General features: G+C 71.2%; 3 protein-coding genes. 1 reads left to right on the forward strand and 2 read right to left on the reverse strand.

The features are described 5' to 3' along the window. Positions 1-59: 59 nt before the first annotated feature. Positions 60-1,541 carry an aminopeptidase P family protein gene (locus AWW66_RS31525; RefSeq protein ID WP_067374313.1) on the reverse strand — a complete coding sequence of 494 codons (1,482 nt, stop codon included), beginning with the start codon at positions 1,539-1,541 and terminating at the stop codon, positions 60-62. Positions 1,542-1,653: 112 nt separating this feature from the next. On the opposite strand from AWW66_RS31525, the gene asnB reads away from it, so the two are divergent. Continuing rightward, positions 1,654-3,615 (forward strand): asparagine synthase (glutamine-hydrolyzing), encoded by a 1,962-nt coding sequence (asnB, locus tag AWW66_RS31530; RefSeq protein ID WP_067374316.1) that lies wholly within the window; start codon positions 1,654-1,656, stop codon positions 3,613-3,615. A 109-nt stretch (positions 3,616-3,724) separates the two neighbouring features. Here asnB and AWW66_RS31535 read toward each other — a convergent pair. Further along, positions 3,725-4,139 (reverse strand): cellulose binding domain-containing protein (locus AWW66_RS31535; protein WP_211272167.1); only part of this gene is annotated, 415 nt, incomplete at its 5' end.

The raw sequence follows: 4,139 nt of genomic DNA on the forward strand, positions 1-4,139 counted from the left end.
GGGGCCGGGTGCTGCCCTCCCGGGTCGACGGGCCTGCTGGCCCGCCACCCGGGAACGGCTCAGCCGGGCAGGCGGGGGCCGGCCTCGCGCTGGGCGGCCAGCCAGGTCTCCACCTCGTCGGCCCGGCGCGGCAGCCCGGCCGACAGGTTGACCGCGCCGGCCGAGGTGACCAGCACGTCGTCCTCGATCCGGACGCCGACGCCGCGCAACTCCTCGGGCACCAGGTCGTCCTCCGGCTGGAAGTACAGCCCCGGCTCGACGGTGAGCACGTACCCCTCGCCGAGGGTGCCGTCCCGGTACGTCTCCTTGCGGGCGTTGGCGCAGTCGTGCACGTCCAGGCCGAGCATGTGGCCGAAGCCGTGCAGCGTCCACCGCCGGTAGACACCGGACTTCTCGTCCATCGCCTCGTCCACGCTGACCGGCAGCAGGCCCAGGTCGGCCAGCCCTTCGGCGAGCACCCGCATGCAGGTCAGGTGCACGTCCTTGAACTTCACCCCGGGCTTGATGAACTCGATGCCGGCCTGCTGGGAGGCGTACACGACGTCGTAGACCTGGCGCTGCAACGGGGTGAACCGGCCGTCGACCGGCAGCACCCGGGTGACGTCGGCGGTGTACAGGTTGCGCCCCTCCACCCCCATGTCCATCAGCAGCAGCTCACCCGGACGGGTGACGCCGTGGTTGTGCACCCAGTGCAGGATCGTGGCGTGCTCGCCCGCGCCGACGATCGAGCCGTACCCGACGTCGTTGCCGTCGTGCCGCGCGCGCAGCGCGAACACCCCCTCCAGCAGCCGCTCGGAGACCCCCCGGTCGGCCGGCAGCACCCGGGCCACGTCCTCGAAGCCCCGGACCGTGGCGTCGATCGCCTCCTGGAGCTGGGCGACCTCCCACTCGTCCTTGACCAGCTTCAACTCCGAGATGGCGATGGCCAGCTCCCGGTCGCGGGCCGGCTGACCCTGCTCCCGGGGCCCGTCGTAGGCGCGCACGGCGGCGTCCACCCGGGGGTCGAAGCCCCGCAGCACCCGGGTCCGCGCCGGGGCGAGGTCGGCCAGCGCCGCGTCCAGCTCGCTCAGATCGGCGGTCGGCAGGCCCAGCTCGGTGGACTTCTCGATCAGGGTGTGCCGACGGCCCACCCACAGCTCGCCGTGCCGGCTGCGGAAGAACTCGTCGGTCTGCCGCGACGAGCGGGGCCGCATGTACAGGGTGGCGTCGTGCCCCGACCCGTTCGGCCGCAGCACCAGCACGCTGTCCGGGTCGTGGTCGCCGGTCAGGTACACGAAGTCGCTGCCCGGCCGGAACGGGTAGTCGGTGTCGTTGGCGCGTACCTTCTCGCGGCCGGTCGGGATCACCAGGGTCTCGCCGGGGAAGGCCGCGGAGAGCGCGGCCCGGCGCTTGGCGTGGTGGGGCACCTCCGGTCGGGGACCGACCGGGAGGGTGCTGTCCCGCCACCCCTGCCGCATGAACGACAGGAACGCCTCCGGGAAGTCCGGGTCGTGCGACTCGGTGCCGTCGGCCGGCTTGCCGTCGGCCCGCTGCTCGGTCATGGTCCGCTCCCTTCCGTCGCCTCGCTGGTGCAGACGGTACCCGTGGAACCGGCCGGAGGAGAGCCTGCGGTGCCCGCGACGGGCGTCGCGGGCGCGTGAAAAGATGACGACCATGTGCGGACTCCTGGCCTTCTTCAGCGCGAACGGCAACGCCGCCGCCCACCGTGACCACATCGCGGGGGCGTTGGAATGCCTGCACCACCGCGGACCGGACGAGACAGGGGTCGAGGTGGTCGGCGACGCCACCGGCCACTACGCCGACGGGGTGTTCGCGCACAAGCGGCTGGCCATCATCGACGTCGCCTCCAGCCACGAGCCGCTGCCGTACGCGGGGGGCCGCTACCTGCTCACCTTCAACGGTGAGATCTACAACTACATCGAGCTGCGCGAGGAGCTGATCCGGCACTACGGCGCGCAGTTCGCCACCGCCGGGGACGGCGAGGTGATCGTCGCCGGCTACCACTACTGGGGTGAGCAGGTGCTCACCCGGCTGCGCGGCATGTTCGCCTTCGTCATCTGGGACCGGCAGGAGCGCCGGGCCTTCGGCGCGCGGGACTACTTCGGCATCAAGCCGCTGCACTACCTGGAGACCGCCGACGGGCTCTACCTCGCCTCGGAGAAGAAGGCGCTGCTGCCCTTCGCCCAGTCCGCGTACGCCGGAGACGCCGGGATCAACGCCGCCAACCTGAGCCACTACCTGACCCTGCAGTACGTCCCGGAGCCGGGCACCCTGCACCAGGGGATCAACCGGATCGGGTCGGGGGAGTACCTGACCTGGAGCCCGAACGGCCGGCTCGACGTGCGCCGCTGGTACCGGCCGGTGTTCCGGCCCGCCCCGGTCTCCGACGAGCAGCGGCTGTACCACCAGATCCGGGAGACGCTGCGGGAGAGCGTCCGGATGCACATGCGCTCCGACGTGCCGGTCGGCTCGTTCCTCTCCAGCGGTATCGACTCGACCGCCGTGGTGGCCCTGGCCCGGGAGTTCAACCCGAACATCCTCACCTTCACCGTCGGGTACGACGTGCCCGGGTACTCCGAGATCGACGTCGCCCAGGAGTCGGCCCGGCACCTGGACGTCACCACCATCCCGACCAAGATCGGGCCGCAGGACATGATCGAGGCGCTGCCGAAGATCGTCTGGCACCTGGACGACCCGGTGGCCGACCCGGCGCTGGTGCCGCTCTACTTCGTCGCCAAGAAGGCCGCCGAGCACGTCACCGTCGTCCTCTCCGGTGAGGGCGCGGACGAGTTCTTCGGCGGGTACACCATCTACCGGGAGCCGCTCTCGCTCAGCGGCGTCAACGGCCTGCCGGGCGGGGTGCAGAAGGGGCTGCGGGCGGTCTCCCGGGCCATCCCGCAGGGCGTCAAGGGCAAGAGCTTCCTGGAGCGGGGCACCACGCCGATCGAGGAGCGCTACTACGGCAACGCCCGGATGTTCACCGAGGAGGAGAAGCAGCACCTGCTGCGCCGCTACGACCCCTCGGTGCGCTACACCGACGTCACCGCCCCCATCTACGCCGAGTGCACCGAGCTCGACGACGTCACCAAGATGCAGTACGTCGACCTCTACACCTGGCTGCGCGGGGACATCCTGGTCAAGGCCGACCGGATCTCCATGGCGCACTCGCTGGAGGTCCGGGTGCCGTTCCTGGACAAGGAGGTGTTCGACGTGGCGGCCACCATCCCGGTGGAGCTGAAGCTGCCGCCGCGCTCGGAGGCCACCAAGTACGCCATGCGCCAGGCGTTGCAGGGCGTCGTGCCGCCAGCCATCGTCAACCGCAAGAAGCTCGGCTTCCCGACCCCGACCCGGGTCTGGCTGCGCGGCGAGATGTACGAGTGGGCCCGCTGGGTGCTGTCCAACTCCGGCGCCGGTGACCTGATCGACCTGTCGTACGCGATGCGGCTGCTGGAGGAGCACAAGCGGGAGGAGGCCGACCACTCCCGCAAGGTGTGGACCGTGCTGATCTTCTGCATCTGGCACGCGATCTTCGTCGCGAAGACCCTCGACCCGGGTATCCAGCGCAACCAGTCCGCCCTGCTCACCAAGCCGGTGGTCGGCTCGATGGTGCGCTGACACCCGGACCCACGTCACGCGGAGGGGGGCCGCTCCGGGATCGGAGCGGCCCCCCTGTGCGCGGTGCTGCTGCGCGTGCTGCGTTGTGCGGTGCTGCGGTGCGGTCAGGTCACCGGCCGGTGCAGGTGACCGTGGGCAGTCCGCCCTGTCCGGTGTTGCCGGCCACGAACCCGAAGGTGGTCTTGCCCTCCGGGGCGAGCGCGCCGTTGTACGCCGCGTTCGTCACGGTCACGTTCTGACCGGAGATGGTCGACGTGCCGTTCCAGAGACTGTGGATCGTCTGCCCCTGGGGCAGGGCCCAGGTCGCCGTCCAGCCCGCCCAGGTGGACGACGTGTGGTTCATGATCTCCACCTCGCCCTGGAAGCCACCGTTCCAGGTGCTGGTGATCTTGTAGACCGCCATGCAGTCGCCGCTGTGCCCCGGCGGGGTCGTCGGCGGCGTGGTCGGCGGGGTGGTCGGCGGGGTCGTCGGGGGAGTGGTGGGCGGCGTGGTCGGCGGGGTGGTGGGCGGGGTCGTCGGCGGG

The organism is Micromonospora rosaria (assembly GCF_001567585.1).
GTDB lineage: Bacteria > Actinomycetota > Actinomycetes > Mycobacteriales > Micromonosporaceae > Micromonospora > Micromonospora rosaria.